The sequence below is a fragment of the Kitasatospora sp. NPDC090308 genome (genome assembly GCF_044769485.1).
GTDB lineage: Bacteria > Actinomycetota > Actinomycetes > Streptomycetales > Streptomycetaceae > Kitasatospora > Kitasatospora fiedleri.
On record NZ_JBIVXY010000012.1, the window covers coordinates 190,468 to 206,318 of the forward strand.

A 15,851-nucleotide genomic window follows, 5' to 3' on the forward strand; every position below is an offset into this window, starting at 1 on the left:
ACCGACGCGCCGACCTGGAACCCGGGCCCGGAACGCAGCGGCGCGGGGAACCGCGCGGGGCACGGACCCCGCGCGCGGCTCCCCGCGCCCCTGCTCACGCCGTCCCGTCCACCCGGACGGGACCTAGTCCTTGCGGCGGCGCCAGCCGCCCTTCTTGGGCTGCTGCTCGTCCTGGCCGGGCTCGGGCTCGGCCACCTCCCAGCGGGCCCACTCCTCGCGGGAACCGAGCAGGCTGTCCGTCAGGCTGGGCAGGTCGTCGAGCGGGGTCTCCTCCGCCCACTCCGGCCGGGGCCGCAGCTCGCGGGTCTGCGCGGAGTCGGGCTCGTCCCGGAACAGCGCCCGGGGCGCCTGCCGGGCCGGGTCCGCCACCGGCAGCACCGCCGTCTCCTCGACGCCTCCGACCTTCGGCAGCACCGCGGTCTCGTCCACGCCCCCGACCTTCGGCAGCACCGCGGTCTCGTCCACCGCCGGCCGCCCGGCCGCCCCAGCCCCCGCGCCGGACCCGGAAGCGGACCCGGGCCGGGAACCCTTCGGGCCGGCACCCCGTGTCCCGGGCTTGGGTAGCTCCCTGGTGGTCTCCACGTCGGACTCCACCTTCGGCAGCACCGCCGTCTCGTCCGCCGGAGCCGCAGCCGGAGCGGGCGCAGCCGGAGCAGCCGGAGCGGGCGCAGCCGGGGTCGGAGCCGTCGGAGCCTCCGCCGCCAGCGCGGCAGCCGCCTCCGCCTCCGCGGCCCGCCGCGCGTCCTCCGCCCGCTGCAACGCCTCCTCGGCGCGCCGCCGCTGCTCCTCCCGCTGCAGCTCGCGCTGGCGCGCGAACTCGGCCCGGGCGGCCTCCTCCGCCGCGGCCTCGCGCGCCGCCGCCTCCGCCGCCTCGGCCCGCGCGGCCTCCGCGGCGCGCCGCTCGGCCTCCTCCCGGGCCCGTCGCGCGGACTCCGCCTCGGCGGCGATCCGGGCGTCCTCGGCCGCCTTGCGCGCGGCCTCGGCCTGGACGCGGGCGGCTTCCTCGGCGGCCAGGCGGTCCTTCTCGGCCTGCTCGGCGCGCAGCTGCTCCAGCAGGGCGAGGCGCTTGCGCTCGGCCTCCTCGGCGGCCTTGCGGGCGGCCTCGGCCTCGGCGGCGCGCCGGGCGGCCTCCTCGCGGGCCTTGCGCTCCTGCTCGGCCTTGGCGGCCTTCTCCTGGCCGGAGAGCGGCAGCTCGCGGTCGAGCCGGTGGCGGATCGCGGTGGTGACGTTGGCGGCGGGCTGGGTGCCGTCGACGACCAGGTAGCGGGCCGGGTCGGCGGCGGCCAGCGCCAGGAAGCCGGAGCGGACCCGCTGGTGGAACTCGGTGGGCTCGGACTCCAGCCGGTCGAGCGCCTCGGTGAAGCGCTCCCGGGCGGCCGTCGGGTCGACGTCCAGGACGACGGTCAGGTCGGGCACCAGCCCGCCGGTGGCCCAGCGGGAGATCCGGGCGACCTCGGTGGCGGCCAGGTCGCGGCCGGCGCCCTGGTAGGCGATGGAGGAGTCCATGTACCGGTCGGTGAGGACGACCGCGCCGCGCTCCAGCGCCGGGCGGATGACGTTCTCGACGTGCTCGGCCCGGTCGGCGGCGTAGATCAGCGCCTCGGCCCGGTGCGACAGGCCGGTGTTGCCGACGTCCAGGACGAGGGCGCGCAGCCGCTGCCCGATCGGGGAGCCGCCGGGCTCGCGGGTCAGGACGACCTCGTGGCCCTTGGCCCGGATCCACTCGGCGAGGGCCTGCGCCTGGGTGGACTTGCCCGCCCCGTCGCCGCCCTCCAGCGCGATGAAGTAGCCCTGGCCGGCGGCCCGGTGCGGGGCGATCTCGGCCCGGCCGCGGACGGCCTGGGCCAGCTCGCGGCCGAACGGGACGACGCCGCGCTGGTCGTCGGTCTTGAGCAGGACGACGGCGGCCAGCGCCAGGGTCAGCAGCCCGGCGGTGGAGACCGCGAGCGCCGCGCCGTCGTGGATGAAGGTGAAGCTGCCCCGGCCGACCTCGCCGAGGGCGACCTGCCCGTACGCGGCGGCCAGCAGCGGCATGCCGACCAGCGCGGCGCCGATCACGGCCCGCAGGACGGCGTACAGGTGCTCGGTGACCTGGCCGAGGCGGATCTCCTCGATCTCCTGGGCGAGCAGCCCGCGCCCGGTGGCGATCACCACGCCGGCGGCCAGGCCGGCCAGCACGGTGAACAGCAGCACCAGGACGAAGTCGAGGACCAGCCCGGCCAGGATCAGCGCCACGCCGGAGGTGACCAGGCCGAGCGCGAGCAGCCGGCGGCGGGAGAGGCCGGGCAGGGTGGCGCGGCTGAGCCGGATGCCGAGCGCGGGGGTGCCGGCGGCGGCCAGGACGAGCAGGCCGTAGCCGATCGGTCCGGCCAGGTGCTCGCCCGCGGTGAGCAGGCCGAGCGCGGTGACGCCCGCCATCGAGGCGTAGGCGGCGGCGATCGAGAAGGTGAAGTAGGGGGCGGAGCCGGTGCGGCCCTTCTTCAGGGACGGGCGAGCGAAGGGGCGACGCGAAGCGTCTCCGGCAAGGGTGGTGGTGGGCGACGGGAGGGCGTCCACGGGCGCGCGCAGACCCTGGAGCGGGGAGCGCGGCGCGGCGGTGGCCCCGGCCGGGAGCTCCTGGAAGTACAGCAGCGCGGCGTTGGCGACGAACAGGGCGGTGGTGCCGAGCGCGGCGACGGTGAGCTGGTGGTCGCGCAGCCAGTCCAGGCCGAGCGCGGCCAGCACGTTGTTGAGCAGCGTGAAGCCGATCAGCCCGGCGGCGGCCAGCGGCAGGGCGGCCCAGCCGGTGCGCAGGTCGAGGGTGCGGACGGCGTCCAGCGCGGCGGCGGACGGCGGTCCGGGCTGTTCGGGGACGGCCAGCAGGCCGGGGACGGCGGCGGCCTTGCCGATCGTCCAGACCCGTTCGGCGGCGCCGGCCAGGAAGGCGGTGCCGAGCAGCGGCCAGATCGCCGAGCCGGGCGTCCAGACCGCCCACCAGGGGGCGAGTCCGACCAGCAGGGCGCGGGCCAGGTCGGCGCCGAGCAGGCTCCAGCGCCGGTCGAGCTTCCCGCCGACCAGGGCGTGCACCGGGCCGAGCAGGACGGCGCCGACCAGCCCGGTGGCCAGCAGCCGGGCCGCGAACACCGCGGCGACGGCGAGCGCGAGCGCCCGGTAGCCGTGCCCGAACTGGCCGCCGAGCACGGCGGCCAGCACGGTGAGCGGCACCAGCACCAGCAGGGTCAGCCGGTCGGCGGCACCGCCGAGCAGCTGGGTGGTCCACAGCTTCCGGTAGGGCCGGAGCCGGAGCAGCGCACGGGCCCGTTCACCGGGCGTCCCGGCGGGGGCGACCTCCGGGAGGCCGGGGGCGGCGGTGCGTGCGGTGGGGGGCAGCTCCTCGCTCGTCATACGGTCAGCGTAGCGAGTGCGGGTGCCCGTCCTTGACGGGCCCGCCCGAATTCGAACAGGCCCGTTACGGAGTGTCCGTCAGCTCTCCTCGGAACCGCCGTCGGCAGCGGCGGACTTCTCGCCCGCCGCGGCCTTGGCGGTGGTCTTCTTCGCCGCCGTCTTCTTCACCGTCGCGGTCTTCTTCGCGACGGTCTTCTTGGCCGCGGTCCTGGCCGCCGCGGTCTTGGTGGCCGTGGCCTTCTTCGCCGTCGTCGCCTTCTTCGCCGGGGCCTTCTTGGCGGTCTTCTTCACCGGCCCGCGGGCGCGCTTCTCGGCGAGCAGCTCGTACGCCCGCTCGGGGGTGATGGTCTCGACCTCGTCGTCCTTGCGGAGCGTCGCGTTGGTCTCGCCGTCGGTGACGTACGGGCCGAACCGGCCGTCCTTGACCACCACCGGCTTCTCGCTGACCGGGTCGTTGCCGAGCTCCTTGAGCGGCGGCGCGGCGGCGGCCCGCCCGCGCGCCTTGGGCTGGGCGTAGATGGCCAGCGCCTCGTCGAGGGTGATGCTGAACAGCTGGTCCTCGCTGGTGAGCGAGCGCGAGTCGGTGCCGCGCTTGAGGTACGGGCCGTAGCGGCCGTTCTGCGCGGTGATCTCGTTGCCCTCGGCGTCGGCGCCGACCACCCGCGGCAGCGAGAGCAGCTTCAGCGCGTCCTCCAGCGTGACGGTGTCCAGGTCCATCGACTGGAACAGCGAGGCGGTGCGCGGCTTGACGGCGTTCTTGCCGGTCTTCGGGGTGCCCTCGGGCAGCACCTCGGTGACGTACGGGCCGTACCGGCCGGCCTTGGCGACCAGCGGGTTGCCGCTGACCGGGTCGGTGCCGAGCTCGCGCTCGCCGCTGGGCTTGGCGAACAGCTCCTCGGCCAGCTCGACGGTCAGCTCGTCCGGCGGCAGGTCCTCGGGGACGTCGGCGCGCTGGCCGGTCTCGCCCTCGACGGCGGCGGGGCGCTCCACGTACGGGCCGTAGCGACCGACCCGGAGCACGACGCCGTCGCCGACCGGGAAGGAGCTGATCTCCCGGGCGTCGATCGCGCCGAGGTCGGTGACGAGCTCCTTGAGGCCGCCGAGGTGGTCGCCGTCGCCGTTGCCCGCGTCGGCGGCGGCGCCGACCGCACCGACGGCCGCGCCCGCGCCCGCGCCGAAGTAGAAGCGCTTGAGCCACGGCACGGACTCGGCCTGGCCGGCCGCGATCCGGTCGAGGTCGTCCTCCATCTTCGCGGTGAAGTCGTAGTCGACCAGTCGGCCGAAGTGCTTCTCCAGCAGGTTGACCACCGCGAAGGACAGGAAGGACGGCACCAGGGCGGTGCCCTTCTTGAACACGTACTTGCGGTTGATGATCGTGTCGATGATCGAGGCGTAGGTGGACGGGCGGCCGATCTCCCGGTCCTCCAGCTCCTTGACCAGCGAGGCCTCGGTGTAGCGGGCCGGCGGCTTGGTGGCGTGGCCCTCGGGGGTGAGCTTCTCGGCGGCCAGCGGGTCGCCCTCGGTGACCTGCGGCAGCCGGCGCTCGCGGTCGTCCAGCTCGGCGTTCGGGTCGTCGGCGCCCTCGACGTACGCCTTCAGGAAGCCGTGGAAGGTGATGATCTTGCCGGAGGCGGAGAACTCGGCGTCCCGCCCGTCGGCGGAGCGGCCACCGACCCTGACGGTGACCGACTGGCCGACCGCGTCCTTCATCTGGGAGGCGACGGTGCGCATCCAGATCAGCTCGTACAGCCGGAAGTCGTCGCCGCCCAGCCCGGTCTCGGCGGGCGTGCGGAAGCGGTCCCCGGACGGGCGGATCGCCTCGTGCGCCTCCTGCGCGTTCTTCACCTTGGAGGCGTAGGTGCGCGGCGCGGACGGCAGGTAGTCGGCCCCGTACAGCTGGGTGACCTGGGCGCGGGCCGCGGTGATCGCGGTCTCCGACAGCGTGGTCGAGTCGGTGCGCATGTAGGTGATGAAGCCGTTCTCGTACAGCTTCTGCGCCACCTGCATGGTCCGCTTCGCGCCGAAGCCCAGCTTGCGGCTGGCCTCCTGCTGCAGCGTGGTGGTGCGGAACGGCGCGTACGGGGAGCGGCGGTACGGCTTCGACTCGACGCTGCGGACGCTGAACGCGGTCTGCTGGAGCGCGGCGGCCAGCGTGCGGGCGGCCTGCTCGTCCAGGTGCAGGGTGGTCGCGGCGCTCTTCAGCCGCCCGTCCGGGCCGAAGTCGCGGCCGGTGGCGACCCGCTTGCCGTCGACCGCCACCAGCCGGGCCCCGAAGGACTCCGGGTTCGCCGCGTCGGCGGCGGTGCGGCCGGTGCCGAAGGTACCGACCAGGTCCCAGTACGAGGCCGAGGTGAAGGCGATCCGCTCGCGCTCGCGCTCGACCACCAGGCGGGTCGCCACCGACTGGACGCGGCCCGCCGAGAGCTTCGGCATGACCTTCTTCCACAGCACGGGGGAGACCTCGTAGCCGTAGAGGCGGTCCAGGATGCGGCGGGTCTCCTGGGCGTCGACCAGGCGCTTGTTCAGGTGCCGCGGGTTGCGCACGGCCTCCTGGATGGCGTCCTTGGTGATCTCGTGGAAGACCATCCGGTGCACCGGCACCTTGGGCTTGAGCACTTCCTGCAGGTGCCACGCGATGGCCTCGCCCTCGCGGTCCTCATCGGTGGCGAGGAAGAGCTCGTCGGACTCCTTGAGCAACGACTTCAGCTTGGTGACCTGGGACCTCTTGTCCGGGTTCACCACGTAGATGGGGGCGAAGTCGTGGTCCACGTCGACGCCGAGGCGGCGCACCTCGCCGGTGTACTCGTCCGGGACCTCGGCGGCCGTGCCGGGCAGGTCACGGATGTGACCGACACTGGCCTCGACGATGTAGCCGGGCCCGAGGTAGCCCTTGATCGTCTTGGCCTTGGCCGGCGACTCGACGATGACGAGTCGCTTGCCGTGCGCGGTCTCGCTGCTCGGGGACACCTTCGCTCTTCTCTCCCGGTCGTTTACCAAAGCTCCTGGGCTGCCGCAGCGCGACAGCTCCCGGGCTGCCGCAGCGCGACGGCCCCACCAGCGGAGTGTGACCGTACCCCGGCCACCCTTGTCAAACGGACGGAACCTGCTTTTTCACCGGCAAGGCCGACCGACGCCACTCGAACGGTAACCCGGCGACCGGCCCCGGGGCATGTCTTTCCCCGGCAACCACGCCTTCCACCGGGTCCGAACGGCCCGCCCCCGAACGGCCGGAACCCGCTCCGGAGCGGCCCGATCCGCCTCTCCCCCGCCGTCCGGAAACCGCTCGGGAACCGTCCGGGAACCCGTCGGGAACCCGTCGGGAACCGCCCGGACGGTGCGCGGACGCCAAGCGGAAGAACGCGCTCCGCAGGCGTCGGTCGGGACGTTCAGCGGGGACCTGCCGGCAGCGTCAGCGCAGTGCCAGGGCCAGCAGCGTCAGGCCCCCGGCCAGCGCGGACGTGGCGAGCAGCGCCCAGAACAGGTCGGCCGGCAGCGAGGGCAGTTCCTCGTGGGCGGCCAGCACCACCCGGTCCGGACGGCGCGGGTCGTAGGCGACCTGGACGGCCGCGCCCGGGATCAGCCGGGCCGGGCGGCGCAGCGGCGTGTTGCCGCGCGGCCGGGCCAGCACCAGGCGGTGCGCGGCGAGCGGACGCAGTTCGTGAACCGTACCCGCACCGGCGTCGGCCACGACCGCGAGGTCGGCCGGGAGGTCGGCCGGGAAATCGGCGGCGAGACCGGTCCGGCCGCCGGGCGACGCCACCGGGTAGGACAGCAGCGGGCTGCCGTCCATCGCCGCGGCGGGGTCCGGATCGGCCACCACCTGCGCGGTGGCGGGCACCCCGTACCGCCGCAGGCGGTGGCGAAGACGCAGTTCCACGGCGCACCACAGCAGCAGCGCGCTCCCGAAGACCGTCAGGACCGCCCCGCCCACCAGCGTCGTCGGCGTCTCCACCCCGGCCCTCCCCCGCGTTTCCACAGCCTGTGGACAGCACCCTGGCACCCGGTGGACAACCGGCGGCGGACGCCCGGCGTACGCCCGGCCACGGGTGGGGAACGGCGAGGTGAACCCGCCCCGGGTGAGGGACCGGTCCTCCGCAGGACTCCGCAGGACTCCGCAGGGCGGCGGCGCGACAGCGGGTCGCGGCCCGCGGGCTCAGCGGACCGGCTCGACGAACCCCTGCTCGGTGAGCAGCCGCAGTGACTCGGGCACCCGCTCGCGCAGCTGCGCCGGGTCCTCGCCGAGCAGTTGGGCGATCGCGTCGACGATCTCCCCGGCGGCCAGGGTGCCGTCGCAGACGCCGACGAAGCCCGCGCCGACCGTGTCGACCTTGGTGGCCCGCCGCATGCCCCGGTTGTGCCGGAGCACCACGTGTTCCGGGTCCTCCGAGCCGGGGTCGCCGATCTGCTCCTGGACCACCTCGTCGGCGAGCAGGTAGCGGGCGGCCAGCAGCCCGGCGTCGTCGTGGGCGCGCAGGAAGTCCTGCCGGGCGAACCACTCCTCGATGTGCGGGCCGAGCGGCTGCTCGACGGGGTGCGGCCACTCCTCGATCCGCACCACGGGGTCGGTCGCGCCGGAGGCCCGCAGGGTGATCCAGCCGAAGCCGATGCCCTCGACGCCGGCCGCCTCGAAGTCGTCCAGCCACTCCTCGTACCGGGCGGCGTACTCCTCGCCGCGGTGGTCGCCGCCGTCGCGCAGCCACAGCTCGGCGTACTGGGCGACGTCCTGCACCTCGCGCTGCACCACCCAGGCGTCCAGGCCGGTGCCGGCCACCCAGCCGGCCAACCGTTCGCGCCAGTCCTCGCCCTTGACGTGCTGCCAGTTCGCCAGCAGCTGGCAGTAGCCGCCGGGCGCCAGGTGGGCGGCCGCGCCGCGGACCACGCGGCGGCACAGCTCGTCGCCGGCCATCCCGCCGTCCCGGTAGGTGAACCGGCCGGCCGGGGAGATCACGAACGGCGGGTTGGAGACGATCAGGTCGAAGCGGCGCTCGCCGACCGGCTCGTACAGGCTGCCCCCGGCGGTCTCGACCTGGTCGAAGCCGGAGAGCTCGGCGGTCAGCCGGGTGAAGTGCAGGGCGCGCGGGTTGAGGTCGGTGGCGGTGACCCGCTGGGCGTGCCGGGCCGCGTGCAGGGCCTGCACGCCGGAGCCGGAGCCCAGGTCGAGCACCTCGCGGACCGGTCGGCGCACCGTCAGGTTGGCCAGCGTGGTGGACGCCCCGCCCACCCCGAGCACCAGGTCGCGCCGCTCGACCCCGGTGGCCGTCCGGCCCGAGCCGATCCCGCCCGCGCCGCCGACGGCGCAGCCCAGGTCGGAGACCACCCAGGCGTCGGCGCTGGGCAGCCCGGCGACCTCGTCGGCGTACGGCCGCACGTCCACGGTGGCGCGCAGCTCGTCGCCGTCGGCGGTCAGCCAGCCGTCGGCCAGCAGGGCGTCGACCGGCAGCGCGGCGGCGGCCGCGGCCCTGGGCACGGCCCGTTGCAGCAGGAACAGCCGCACCAGGGTCTCCAGCGGCGAGCCGCCGCGGGTCGCCCGCAGCGCGGGGACGGCCTCGCTGCGGGCCAGCGCCGCGTACGCGGTCGGGCCGAGCAGGTCCAGCAGTCCGTCGGCGGTGAAGGAGGCGCTCAGCAGCGCCTCGCGGAACTCCGCCATCCGGCCGGAATCAAGAACGGGGCTGTTCGTCACCCCGCCATTCTCCCCCGTCCCACGCGAGGATCGCCCCGCCCGCCGGTCCGGGCCCACCGGGCCGGGCCTGTCGGTCGGGGCGCGTCGGTTCGGAGGGGTGCGGACCGACGGGGTGTCAGCTCTTGGCGGACGAGGGCGAACCGGACGCGGCAGCGGACCCGGACGCGGTCGACCCGGACGCGGCGGACCCGGACGGGCTGCCGGAGGCCGCCGGGTCGGCCGGGGAGGCGCTGTCGCCGGGGGCAGCGGTGCCGGTCGCGCCCGCGCCGCCGGTCGGCGCGGCGGACGCGCCCGTTCCGGCGGTGGCGGTACCGGCCTTGCAGCCGGGCTGCTTCTTCATCGCCTCGCCCAGGCCGCCGCTCTGCAGGGTGGCCAGCGCGGAGGTGGACACCTGGGAGAGCTGCTGCACCTGGTCCCCGACGCTGCGCAGGCCGTCCGCGAACTTGGCCTGGTCCGCGCTGGTCAGCCCGTCGAGCTTCTTCTGCGCGTCCAGGTAGCCCTGCGCGACCTGCTTCAGCTCGTTGACGGCGTCCTGCTGGACCTTCGCCCCGTCGTCGATCTTCGGCGCCCCGGCCTTCTGGACCGCGTCGGCCAGCTGCTGGTTGGTGGTGGCGAGCGAGGCGAGGTCGGCCGAGAGCCGTTTCTGCAGGTCGACGGGGGCCTCGCCCTGCTTGACGTCCGCGGTGTCCGCGAGGGCCGCCTTGGACTGGGTGATCGGGTCCTTCGCGCCGTCGCAGACGCTCTTCGCCCAGCCGTCGAGTTTCGCCGACGAATCGTCGGCGGAGCAGCCGACCGCCGCCAGCGCGAACAGCACGCCGAGCACGGGGACGGTCACCAGTCGCTTCTTCACCGGGGCCCTTTCGGTCACTGACACCCGGCTCCGGGCATCGCCAGCGAACCTACACGCCCGCCCGGACCGCCCCGGCGGGAAGGCCGCGACCCACGGCATCCGGGCAGCTCAGCACCTGCCCGGGAACGACGAAGCACCGCCTCGCTCGACCTGCCGAGGCGGTACGTACGACGGACCGAGCAGCGCCACCGGAACGGACAGCGCTGCCGGAACGAACCGGGCCGCCCGAACGGACCCGGTGGGCGGACGAGGCGATGGGCGGACGAGGCGATGGGCGGACGAGCCGGCGGAGCGGCCTCCCGCCCCCCAGTCAGACCGAGACGGACACCGGGGTGACCGGCCAGCTCATCCGGATCACGCCGCCGTCGGAGCCGTTGCCGACCTCGACGTCCTCGACCAGGCCGGTGATCACCGCGAGGCCGAGCGCGTCCTCGTCCTCCGGGTCGCCGCCCGCGGCGGCACCGGCGGCGTGCGCCGGTCCGGCCTCGTCGGCGACCTCGATGAGGAACCGCTTCTCCTGCTCGGTGAGCGCCACCCGGACCGCGCCGCCCATGCCGTTGCGCTGGTGCAGCGCCACCGCGCGCGAGCAGGCCTCACCGACGGCGAGGCGCAACTCGTCGAGCACCGACTCGTCCACCCCCGCGCGTCTGGCCACCGCGGCGGCCACCAGCCGGGCGGTGCGCACGTGCTCGGGAAGCGCGCTGAATCGAAGTTCGACGGTTGCCATGTCTCCCCTCCGGGGTTACTCCACCGCCGCCGGGCACACCGGCCCGCACGGCGGAGGCGGGGACACCGACCACGCCGGTCGGGCAGGGCGACGGGCCCGGCCGACCGGCGACGGTCGATCGAAGTGATGCGGTGGGAGCGACCGATGGGAACGGCCGACCGACGGGAGACGTCAGTCGGTCGCCGCGACGGCCTCGTCCACCGAGTTGTGGATCGGGAACACCTTGGTCAGACCGGTGATCCGGAAGATCTTCAGGATGCGCTCCTGGTTGCACACCAGGCGCAGCGAACCCTCGTGCGCACGGACCCGCTTCAGGCCACCGACCAGCACGCCGAGACCGGTGGAGTCGAGGAAGTCGACGCCCTCCATGTCCACGACCAAGTGGTAGTTGCCCTCGTTGACGAGCTCGACAAGCTGCTCGCGCAACTTGGGCGCGGTGTACACATCGATCTCGCCGCCAACCTCGACGACCGTGCGATCGCCGACAGTACGGGTCGACAGGGACAGGTCCACGGAACCTCCAGCACCTTGCCTTGCTACGTCATTGCGATCTTCAACCCAGCGGCTGCCACCGCAGGGTCGCAGGGCCAGGGCGCGACGAACCGGCAGGTCGGAGCCTCAGCGTTGCGGCCCTCGGCCATGCGGCCGTCACGGGCCTCATTCAACCACCTGCGGCTACGGCCGCACGATGGTTAACAGCGATTCTCCGTCACGCCGGTGACACACTGGGTCTTCATGCCGCCCCGTCACCACCAGCCCGAGGCCCTGCTCACTGCCCTTTCCCACGGGCGCGGCAGGTCTGACCGCCTCACCCATACGGAGCACCTGCCCGCCCGAGCGGCCCGGTATGCGCCTTGGCCGGAAGGAATCCGGCAGGAAGTCGTCGCGGCGGCCTCCGGGCTCGGCGTGGTGCTGCCCTGGGCGCACCAGGCGGAGGCGATGGACCTGGCCGCCGCCGGGCGGACCACGGTGATCGCCACCGGCACCGCCTCGGGCAAGTCGCTGGGCTATCTGGCCCCGCTGCTGAGCGACCTGCTGACCGGTACCGAGGCCCGCAACGGGCGCGGCGCGACCGCGCTGTACCTGGCACCGACCAAGGCGCTGGCCGCCGACCAGCGCCGGCGCGCCGCCGAACTCGTCCCCGACCGCGTCCGGGTGGCGCTGTACGACGGCGACACCCCGCCGCAGGAGCGCGAGTGGGTCCGCCAGTACGCGTCCTACGTGCTGACCAACCCCGACATGCTGCACCGCGGCATACTCCCGGCCCACCCGCGCTGGTCCTCCTTCCTCAAGGCGCTGCGGTACGTCGTGGTCGACGAGTGCCACACCTACCGCGGCGTGTTCGGCTCGCACGTCGCCCAGGTGCTGCGCCGACTGCGGCGGCTGTGCGCCCGCTACGGCTCCGAGCCGACCTTCCTGCTGGCCTCGGCGACCACCGCCGAACCGGCCGTCACCGCCGAGCGGCTCACCGGCCTGCCCGCCACCGCCGTCACCGAGGACTGCTCGCCGCGCGGCCCGCTGGTGTTCGCGCTGTGGGAGCCGCCGCTGACCGAGAACGTCGGCGAGCACGGCGCGCCCGTCCGCCGCAGCGCCACCGCCGAGGCCGGGTACCTGCTGACCGACCTGGTGCACGGCGGCACCCGCACGGTGGCCTTCGTCCGTTCCCGGCGGGCCGCCGAACTGGTCGCGCTGCAGGCCCAGGAGCAGCTCGGCCAGCCGCTCGCCGCCCGGGTCGCCGCCTACCGGGGCGGCTACCTGGCCGAGGAGCGCCGGGCCCTGGAACGCGACCTGCACACCGGTCGGCTGCTCGGCCTGGCCTCCACCTCCGCCCTCGAACTCGGCGTGGACGTCTCCGGCCTGGACGCCGTCCTGCTGGCCGGCTACCCCGGCACCCGGGCCTCGCTGTGGCAGCAGGCCGGGCGGGCGGGCCGGGAGGGCCAGGGGGCGCTGGCGGTGCTGATCGCCCGGGACGACCCGCTGGACACGTACCTCGTCCACCACCCCGAGGCGCTGTTCGCCACCCCGGTGGAGGCCACCGTCCTCGACCCGGACAACCCGCACGTGCTGGCCCCGCACCTGTGCGCGGCCGCCGCCGAACTCCCGCTCACCGACGCCGACCTGGAGCTGTTCGGCCCGTCCACCGCACCGCTGCTGCCGGTGCTGGAGCGGCGCGGCCTGCTGCGGCGGCGCTCGGACGGCTCCTGGTACTGGACCCGCCGCGAGCGCGCCGCCGACGGCGTCGACCTGCGCGGCAGCGGCGGCAGCCCCGTGCAGATCGTCGAGGCCGACACCGGGCGGCTGCTCGGCACCGTGGACGCCGAGGCCGCGCACACCACCGTGCACACCGGGGCCGTCCACCTGCACCGGGGTGCCACCTACCTGGTCCGCGAGTTCGACCTGGAGTCCTCGGTCGCCCTGGTCTCCCCCGCGAACCCGCCGTACACCACCTCCGCCCGGGACGTCACCTCCATCTCGATCCTGTCCACCGACACCGTCGAGGAGTGGGGCGAGGCCCGGCTCGGCTTCGGCTCGGTGGAGGTCACCAACCAGGTCGTCGGCTACCTCCGCAAGCGGATCTCCACCGGCGAGGTCCTCGGCGAGAGCAAGCTCGACCTGCCGCCCCGCACGCTGCGCACCCGCGCCGTCTGGTGGACCGTCACCGAGGACCAGCTCCTGGACGCACTCGTCCCGTTCGACCAGCTTCCCGGCGCGGCCCACGCCGCCGAGCACGCCTCCATCGGACTCCTCCCGCTGTTCGCCACCTGCGACCGCTGGGACATCGGCGGCGTCTCCGTCCCGCTGCACCCCGACACCGGCCTGCCGACCGTCTTCGTGTACGACGGCCACTCCGGCGGCGCGGGCTTCGCCGAACGCGGCTTCCGGCGCGCCGTCGAGTGGCTGACCGCCACCCGGGACGCCATCGCCGCCTGCGAGTGCGAACGCGGTTGCCCGTCCTGCGTCCAGTCCCCGAAGTGCGGCAACGGCAACGAGCCGCTCGACAAGGCCGCCGCGATCCGCCTGCTCACCGTCCTCCTCGCCGGCGCCCCGACCCGGGCCACCGCCCCGGACGGCGTCGGCGAGGAGGGACCGGTCGAGAACGGCTGACCTGCCGTCCGCCCGGACGCCCACCTGCATGCCTACCTGAACGCCCGTCACCGCGCTTCCCGGGCGCGTTCGTTGCCGCGACGGTTCCCGTCCTGCGGTGAACGCCGCCGCGTCGGCCCCCTCGCCCCAGGCCCAGACCGGACCCGCCCGGGCGCGGGCCCGGGCCGGGGGCAGCGGTACCGGGACGCCGTGGATCGGGACCTGGACCACCACCTCCACCGCGTCCTGCCCCGGGAGGACCCGGCAGGAGACCAGTTCGGCCCGCTCCTGGGCCCGGGTGAGTGCCGCGGCCCGTCCGCAGCCGCCGTCCTCGTCGAGCAGCAGCCGGTCGGCGGCGGCCAGGGCCGCGAGATCGGCCGCCGACTCGGCGCGGTGACGGGCGGCCACCACCGTCCCCAGCATCAGGCAGGCCGAGAACACCACCACCCCGAGCGACCCCAGCGCCACCAGCCACACCGTCGCCGAACCGCGGTCGCCCGCCGCTCCCGGCGGCGCGCCGCTCCCCCTCGCTCGTACCCGCACCCTCACCCGCATGAGCCGTCTCCTTCCGTTCGTTGCCGGCTGCCTTCACCGTCGGCCTCAGCCGTCGGCCGGCACGTCCTCCCGGGCGCCGATCGCCGTGGCCGTGAGCCGGACCGACAGCAGGGCGGCGAGGCGGCCCGGGCCCGGGCAGGGGGCCTCGACGGTGGCCCGGGCGGTGGTGGCGGCCAGGTCGATGGCGACCTTCGCTCCGCGCGGGGCCGCAGCGGCGGCCTGGGCCAGCGCGTCGGTGTCGCCCCGGGCGGCGGCCCGGGCGCCGACCCGGGCCGCGTCCACGCAGCGGATCTGGGCACCGGCCGCCACCACGCCCCAGGTCAGCATCGCCGCCAGCAGCACCAGGGCCGGAAGCCCGACCGCGGTCTCCGCCGTGACCATCCCGCTGTCCGCCGGTCTGCGGTCAATCGGTCTGCGGTCAATCGGTCTCTGGTCAGTCGGCCTCCGGTCAATCGGTCTCTGGTCAGTCGGTCTCTGGTCAGTCGGCCTCCGGTCAGACCGCATGCAGGGCCCGTTCGAGGATCTCGGACAGCGCTCCGGAGACCGTGCCGCTGGTGACCACCTTGTAGAGCACGGCGGCGAAGGCACAGGCGGCAACGGTGCCGATCGCGTACTCCGCGGTGCTCATCCCGGCGTCCGGCGGACCGTCCGCCACCCTCCGATAGCGGTGCCGGAACCAGCCCCCGCACCTGCGGACGGCGAGCACCACGGCGGCGGGCCGGACAACCCTGACGAGCTTCTTCATGGTGAAATCCCTTTCTCTGACAGTGGATCGGCCGCAGGAACGACCTGGTTCGAACCGGCCGGAGAGCCGCAGAGGGCTCAAGAGCGCGATGGAGAGCGGCGGGAGGGCACCGCGAGGGCCCCGGGGAGACCGCGCACCCGGGCGGTGCTGCTCACAGGCGCTGGGAGAAGGCGGCGGTCAGCCCCGTGACCACCGGCACCACCCCGATCAGCACGAACGCGGGCAGGAAGCAGAGCCCGAGCGGTGCGGTCGCCAGCACTCCGGCCCGCCGGACCCTCGCGTGCGCCGCCCGGGCGGCCGCCGCCCGGTGGGACTGGGCCAGACCGGTCAGCGTGGCGGCCGGCGGGGTACCGCTGAGGCTGGTGCGGGCCAGGCAGCGGGCGAGCGGTGCCAATGGCGGGCAGTCCGAAGCCAGTTGCTCCCAGCAGCGCTCCGGCCCCGCCCCGAGCGCGAGTTGGGCGGCGACCGCGGCCAGGCGATCCCGCATCGGGACCGGCACGCTGTCCGCGACGGCGGCGACCGCCCCGGCCGGGGAACCGCTCGACCCGAAGCAGGCCGCCAACAGCTCCGCGGTCAAAGGGAGCTGACGGACCAGCCGGTCCTGCTCCGCCGCCTGCCGACGCCCGTCCGGCGACCGCACCCGGGGCAGCAGCCGCCAGGCCGCCCCACCGGCCAGCAGACCCACCACCGGGCCCGCCCAGCCGCCGACCAGCGTCCCGACCGAGATGCCCAGCAGCACCGCCAGCGGCCGATCTCCCGCCAGCCACCCGACCGCCCGCCGTACCCCTGCCGCCACCCGCCCGCGTCGCCCACCCCGCCCCGCAGC

The 15,851-nt window shown here is 75.0% G+C and carries 11 protein-coding genes and 1 pseudogene; 1 reads left to right on the forward strand and 11 read right to left on the reverse strand.

From position 1 onward, the window contains the following. Nucleotides 1–123: 123 nt before the first annotated feature. From tmk to bldG, 7 genes are all read right to left on the reverse strand, one after another. Nucleotides 124–3,384 (reverse strand): dTMP kinase, encoded by a 3,261-nt coding sequence (gene tmk / locus ACIQVD_RS25385; protein WP_402291796.1) that lies wholly within the window; start codon nt 3,382–3,384, stop codon nt 124–126. Between the two features lie 78 nt (nt 3,385–3,462). Next, nucleotides 3,463–6,351, reverse strand: coding sequence for a type I DNA topoisomerase (topA, locus tag ACIQVD_RS25390; protein WP_402291797.1), 2,889 nt, complete (start codon nt 6,349–6,351; stop codon nt 3,463–3,465). 442 nt (nt 6,352–6,793) lie between these two features. Beyond that, nucleotides 6,794–7,336, reverse strand: coding sequence for a hypothetical protein (locus ACIQVD_RS25395; RefSeq protein WP_402291798.1), 543 nt, complete (start codon nt 7,334–7,336; stop codon nt 6,794–6,796). A gap of 201 nt (nt 7,337–7,537) precedes the next feature. Next, nucleotides 7,538–9,031 carry a methyltransferase gene (locus ACIQVD_RS25400; protein WP_402291799.1) on the reverse strand — a complete coding sequence of 498 codons (1,494 nt, stop codon included), beginning with the start codon at nt 9,029–9,031 and terminating at the stop codon, nt 7,538–7,540. Nucleotides 9,032–9,179: 148 nt separating this feature from the next. Beyond that, nucleotides 9,180–9,899, reverse strand: coding sequence for a small secreted protein (locus ACIQVD_RS25405; protein ID WP_402291800.1), 720 nt, complete (start codon nt 9,897–9,899; stop codon nt 9,180–9,182). A gap of 325 nt (nt 9,900–10,224) precedes the next feature. Beyond that, entirely contained in the window at nt 10,225–10,641 is a 417-nt protein-coding gene (locus tag ACIQVD_RS25410; protein WP_111553788.1) for an ATP-binding protein, read from the reverse strand. 171 nt (nt 10,642–10,812) lie between these two features. After that, entirely contained in the window at nt 10,813–11,154 is a 342-nt protein-coding gene (bldG, locus tag ACIQVD_RS25415; RefSeq protein ID WP_100837540.1) for an anti-sigma factor antagonist BldG, read from the reverse strand. Nucleotides 11,155–11,376: 222 nt separating this feature from the next. Here bldG and ACIQVD_RS25420 point away from each other — a divergent pair, with 222 nt between their 5' ends. Continuing rightward, nucleotides 11,377–13,746 (forward strand): DEAD/DEAH box helicase, encoded by a 2,370-nt coding sequence (locus ACIQVD_RS25420; protein ID WP_402291801.1) that lies wholly within the window; start codon nt 11,377–11,379, stop codon nt 13,744–13,746. A 198-nt stretch (nt 13,747–13,944) separates the two neighbouring features. On the opposite strand, the pseudogene ACIQVD_RS25425 reads toward ACIQVD_RS25420, so the two are convergent. The 4 genes and pseudogenes from ACIQVD_RS25425 to ACIQVD_RS25440 all read right to left on the reverse strand — a co-directional run. After that, a pseudogene (locus tag ACIQVD_RS25425) lies at nt 13,945–14,280 on the reverse strand (Rv3654c family TadE-like protein); the annotation flags it as partial. Nucleotides 14,281–14,325: 45 nt separating this feature from the next. Next, complete coding sequence (locus tag ACIQVD_RS25430; protein ID WP_400683784.1) at nt 14,326–14,661, reverse strand: TadE family type IV pilus minor pilin; 336 nt, start codon at nt 14,659–14,661, stop codon at nt 14,326–14,328. Nucleotides 14,662–14,773: 112 nt separating this feature from the next. Next, nucleotides 14,774–15,025, reverse strand: a complete 252-nt coding sequence (locus tag ACIQVD_RS25435; RefSeq protein ID WP_400683781.1) for a DUF4244 domain-containing protein — start codon at nt 15,023–15,025, stop codon at nt 14,774–14,776. 151 nt (nt 15,026–15,176) lie between these two features. Next, on the reverse strand, nt 15,177–15,821 hold the full coding sequence (locus tag ACIQVD_RS25440; protein ID WP_402291802.1) for a type II secretion system F family protein: 645 nt from the start codon (nt 15,819–15,821) through the stop codon (nt 15,177–15,179). Between the last annotated feature and the right edge of the window lie 30 nt (nt 15,822–15,851).